The 4982-nt window shown below is 57.3% G+C and carries 4 protein-coding genes; all 4 read left to right on the plus strand.

The features are described from left to right. The first annotated feature begins 75 nt into the window (after positions 1 to 75). Positions 76 to 978 carry a 1-phosphofructokinase gene (gene pfkB, locus QVO43_RS05890; protein ID WP_022487626.1) on the plus strand — a complete coding sequence of 301 codons (903 nt, stop codon included), beginning with the start codon at positions 76 to 78 and terminating at the stop codon, positions 976 to 978. Between the two features lies 1 nt (position 979). Continuing rightward, the gene (locus tag QVO43_RS05895) at positions 980 to 2899 is read left to right on the plus strand and encodes a PTS fructose transporter subunit IIABC (RefSeq protein WP_022487627.1); all 1920 of its coding nucleotides are present in this window, start codon (positions 980 to 982) and stop codon (positions 2897 to 2899) included. A gap of 105 nt (positions 2900 to 3004) precedes the next feature. After that, positions 3005 to 3643 carry a prepilin peptidase gene (locus QVO43_RS05900; RefSeq protein ID WP_022487628.1) on the plus strand — a complete coding sequence of 213 codons (639 nt, stop codon included), beginning with the start codon at positions 3005 to 3007 and terminating at the stop codon, positions 3641 to 3643. A gap of 36 nt (positions 3644 to 3679) precedes the next feature. After that, positions 3680 to 4982: pilus assembly protein TadG-related protein (locus QVO43_RS05905; protein ID WP_288174616.1), on the plus strand; the 1303-nt coding region annotated here is incomplete at its 3' end.

Below are 4982 nucleotides of genomic sequence, written 5' to 3' on the forward strand. Positions count from 1 at the left end.
GGCCTCCTTCTGCACCAGGGCCCCAAGGCCCGACGTGCCCTTTTCCATCCTGCACAGAAAGGAACACCATCCAAAATGATCTATACCATCACCTTCAATCCCTCCCTGGACTACGTGGTGACCCTGTCCCGCCTCCAGGTGGGGGCCATCAACCGGAACCAGGCCGAGGAAATCTTCCCCGGGGGCAAGGGCATCAACGTGTCCTGGATCCTCCAGAACCTGGGGGTCCCCACCCGGATCCTGGGCTTTAAAGCCGGGTTCACCGGAGACGAAATCCAGCGCCTGGTGGAAGAGCGGGGCATTCCCTGCAGCCTGCTGCCTGTGGCAAACGGTTTTTCCCGGATCAACGTAAAGATCCGGGCCGGGGAAGAAACCGCCCTTAACGGCAAAGGTCCGGAAGTCACTTCCGCCGACCTGGACCGGCTCCAGGCCCAGCTCCGGGAGCTTACGTCCGAGGATATCCTGGTCCTGTCCGGCAGCGGCCCCAGCGGCTGTGCCCCCTCTCTCTACGGGGACATTGCCCGGGCCATGGAGCAGCGGCACATCCCCTGTGTAGTGGATGCCACCGGCAAACTCCTGGCCTGGGCTCTTTCGGCCCATCCCTTCCTGGTAAAGCCCAACGGGGAAGAACTGGAAGACCTGCTGGGCCGGAAGCTGCCTACGGAGCAGGATTTGATCCAGGGGGCCCGGGAACTCCAGCAGCAGGGAGCCCGGAACGTGCTCATCAGCCTGGGGGGCGACGGTGCCCTCCTGGTGGACGAAACGGGGAAAGTCCACCGTCACCTGGCCCCCAAGGGGACCATGGTCAACACGGTGGGAGCCGGCGACAGCATGGTGGCCGGTTTCCTGGCAGGATACCTGCGGAACAAAAACTGTGAAGAAGCCCTCCACTGGGGCATCTGCGCCGGCAGCGCCACGGCGTTCACCATGCATCTGGCGGAAAAGGAAGCCATTGAACAACTGGTAAAGGGGAATTGATATGCAGATCACGGATCTACTGAAACGGGAAAGTGTGGAACTGAACGGTTCCGCCGGCAGCAAGGCAGAAGCGCTGGACAAACTGATCCAGCTTATGGTGAAACAGGGGAACATCGCCGATCCGGAAGAATACCGGAAAAAGGTCTTTGCCCGGGAAGAAGAAGGGAGCACCGGGGTTGGGGAAGGGGTAGCCATTCCTCATGCCAAGACGGCAGCGGTCACCCGTCCGGGGCTGGCCTTTATGCGCTGCAGTGACGGGGTGGAATTCGATTCCCTGGACGGACAGCCTGCCAAACTGTTCTTCCTGATCGCCGCACCGGATACCAAGGACAATGTGCATCTGGATGTGCTCAGCCGTCTGTCCACCCTGCTCATGGATCCGGATTTCATCGACGGGATCATGGCTGTGGACAGTGTGGATGCCCTCTATGAACTGATCGGCAAGGCAGAAAAAGAGAAGTTCCCGGAAGAAGCCGGGGAAGAACAGCCGGCGGAAGAAGCCCCTGCCCCGGAAGAAGCCCCCAAAGGGTACCAGGTGCTGGCGGTCACTGCCTGTCCCACCGGCATCGCCCACACCTACATGGCTGCCGAAAGCCTGGAACAGCACGCCTCCCGCCGGGGCATTTCCATTAAAGTGGAAACCAACGGCCAGAGCGGGGTGAAGAACGCCCTGACGGCGGAAGACATTGCCGGGGCCACCGGGATCATCGTGGCCGCGGACAAATACGTGCCCATGAACCGGTTCAAAGGGAAACCGGTGGTGATCGTGAAAGTGGCCGACGGCATCAACAAGGCCGACCAGCTGCTGGACGAAGCCCTCAGCGGTCAGGCTCCCATTTATCAGGGGGAAGCCGGCGGGGAAGCAGCCGGAGAAACGGCGGCGGAAGAAAGCGGCGCCCGGAAGGCCTACAAGCATCTGATGAACGGGGTATCCCACATGCTGCCCTTCGTCATCGGCGGGGGCATCCTCATCGCCCTGGCTTTCCTGTTCGACATGGGAGCCGCCGGTACCGCCCAGTTCGGGTCCAGTACCCCGCTGGCCGCCTTCTTCAAGAACGTGGGAGGCCTGGCCTTCAGCTTCATGATGCCCATGCTGGCCGGGTTCATTGCCGCCAGCATCGCCGACCGTCCCGGGCTCCTGGCCGGGTTCGTGGCCGGGGCCATGGCTTCTGCCGGGGGCAGCGGTTTCTTCGGCGCCCTGGTGGGGGGCTTTGCCGCCGGGTATCTGATCCTGGCTTTGAAGAAGGCCCTGGCCTTCCTGCCGGAATCCCTGGAAAACATCAAACCCATCCTGCTGTACCCGGTGCTGGGGCTGATGATCATGGGGGCCCTGATGGTGGTCCTGATCAACCCGGTGATGGGTGCGGTGAACCACTGGGTCAACGGGGGCCTTACCGCCATGAGCGGCGGCAGCAAAGTGCTCCTGGGCCTGGTGCTGGGGGGTATGATGAGCATCGACTTCGGCGGGCCTCTCAACAAGGCCGCCTATGTGTTCGGTACCGCCTCCCTGGCCGGGGCTGACGGACAGGCCGTGTCCTCTCCCTTTATGGCCTCTGTAATGATCGGGGGTATGGTGCCGCCCCTGGCCATTGCCGTGGCCTGCCGGCTGTTCCCCAAGAAGTTCACGGCACAGGAACGGAACTCTTCCGTGACCAACTTCATCATGGGGCTCAGCTTCATCACCGAAGGGGCCATCCCCTTTGCAGCGGAAGATCCCTCCCGGGTGATTCCCGCCTGTGCCATTGGTTCCGCCGTGGCCGGGGCCCTGTCCATGGTGTTCGGCTGCACCATCCCGGCCCCTCACGGAGGCATCTTCGTGTTCGGCGTAGTCCACAACTGGCCCATGTACCTGGCCTCCTTGGCCGTAGGGACAGCAGTGGGTGCCCTGCTGCTGGGTATGTTAAAGAAGAATAGAGAATAGCAAAGTGGCTGTGAAGAGAGGAAACTTCCATTTCTTCACAGCCCTTTTTTTGTCAACGGACTGCTTTTCCTGTATAATAGTACTAAAAAGGAGCGTACACCTGCCATGACACTTTTCTTTGTCTTTCTGCTGCTCCTGGCTGCTCTGGGGGTGGCCTGGGGCGGATCGTTCTGGATCGACCGGCTCTATGGCCGGAACCTTTCCATCCTTACTTTCTCCGACGCCATTGCCTCCCGCAGCCGCTGGCGGAAACCCCTGCTTTTTATCGGGTTCCTGGGCTGCGGACTGCGGCTGCTGCAGCTTGCCTCCGGCCTGCCCCTGGTGCTCATGCTGGTATTCGCCGCTTTTCTCCTGTGGATGACCGCCACGGATTTTGAACAGTACTGCCTGTTCGATTCCATGATGCTTCCCTTTGCCCTGGCCGCCCTGGTGATGCTGGCCACCTATCCCGACATGCTGGTGAGCCACCTGCTGGCCGGCCTGGCAGGGGGACTGGTGTTCCTGGTGCTGGGAATCCTGTCCCGGGGCGCCCTGGGCGGGGGAGACATCAAGCTCCTGGCCGCCCTGGGCCTGTGGATGGGTCCCCAGAGCCTTGTCTTCACAGCGGCCGCCGGCACCGTCCTGGGAGGCCTGGCCGCCCTGGTGCTGCTCCTGGCCGGGCAGAAGAACCGGAAAAGTTCCTTTGCCTACGTACCCTATTTCATGCTCACCGCCCTGGCCCTGATGCTGGTCCGGGGATTGTAACATTTCATTTTCCTGTCCTTGAAGGAGGCGCTTCCCATGAAGCCTTTTACTCATAACCGGAAACAGAAAGGGGCCTTCCTGGTGCTCTTTGCCGTGCTGTTGCCGGTGTTCCTGCTGCTGGTGGCCCTGGTCAGCGAAATCGGCCGGATTTGGGCCTATCACACCAAGCTCCAGAACGCTGCCGACGCCGCCGCCCTGGCCGGAGCCGCCAACTTCGTCAACGGGGACACCATCAATTCCCATCCCAATGCCGACCTGTTCGCCGACCGGTACGTAACCGCCAACCTGGGCCACAACCTGGCCAGCAGCCCCAATCTCCAGCAGTTCCAGGCCAAAACCAAAGCCGTCACCGGCAGCGAAGGAGAAAAATCCTACTACCGGGTCCATCTGGAAGAAGAAATCCCCCTGATCCAGGCCACCGCCGCCTGGCTTCACCGGCCCACGTTCCTGGTAAAGGCCACTGCCGTGGCGCTGATTGGGAAGGAAGGGACCAGTGGAGGTGGGGGAATTAAGCTGGGGAATCTTGTGAATGTAGGACTTGGAAGAAGAGGGTTTGACGGATCTTTTTACAATAATAATAATAGTGATAAGATTGGAGGTGCTACTTTTGAAGGAGATGTTGTTGTTTGGGATTGGAGAAATTATTATAAAGAAAACAATCAGGGAAGATATATGTTGTACACAAGAGAGGCATATGGGAAATCCAGAGAAACCGCTATAAGTCAAGGAATGTATAAATATCCATCTGCAGGAGTAGCTCCTAATGGTTCCAATCCCGAAAAATATTATAATGAACAGGTTTCAGCTAGTGAGCAAGCTGTTAAAGATGCATTCAAAGATATTCCCAAAACAGAAAATGATCAAAACTATACAATAACAATTTCTGACAATGGCCAGTCTATGTATAGGCTCGCCTCTAATGTTCAAAATATGAACATTAATCTTAGTGATAATTCTTTGAATTCTAATGATCCTGTATATCTTTATGTTGATGATGATCTATCTCTTCTACATATTTCTTTACAAAGCAATATAAGGCGGCCTGTAATAATCTGTTATTTTGGCCATCAAGAAATAAATAATTGGAATAAGAATCCCATTACGAACGTGCAATTTGATGCCAATACTTACGACTTCCGAGGTAGTTTATATGTGCCAGGCTCATCATTATCTCCGTTTAATTTTGATAAACAAGAAAAAGACCAACATGGGAACGTACTACCTAAGCAACAATTCCATGGTTCTATTTATGCCAACGAGATAGAATTTAATGCAACACATGGTGATTTCACATTTGAAGAGTTCTCTCTTCCCGGTAGTGGCGGCGGAAGCGGTACCC

It is taken from the genome of Acidaminococcus sp. CAG:542, assembly GCF_000437815.1.
GTDB lineage: Bacteria > Bacillota > Negativicutes > Acidaminococcales > Acidaminococcaceae > Acidaminococcus.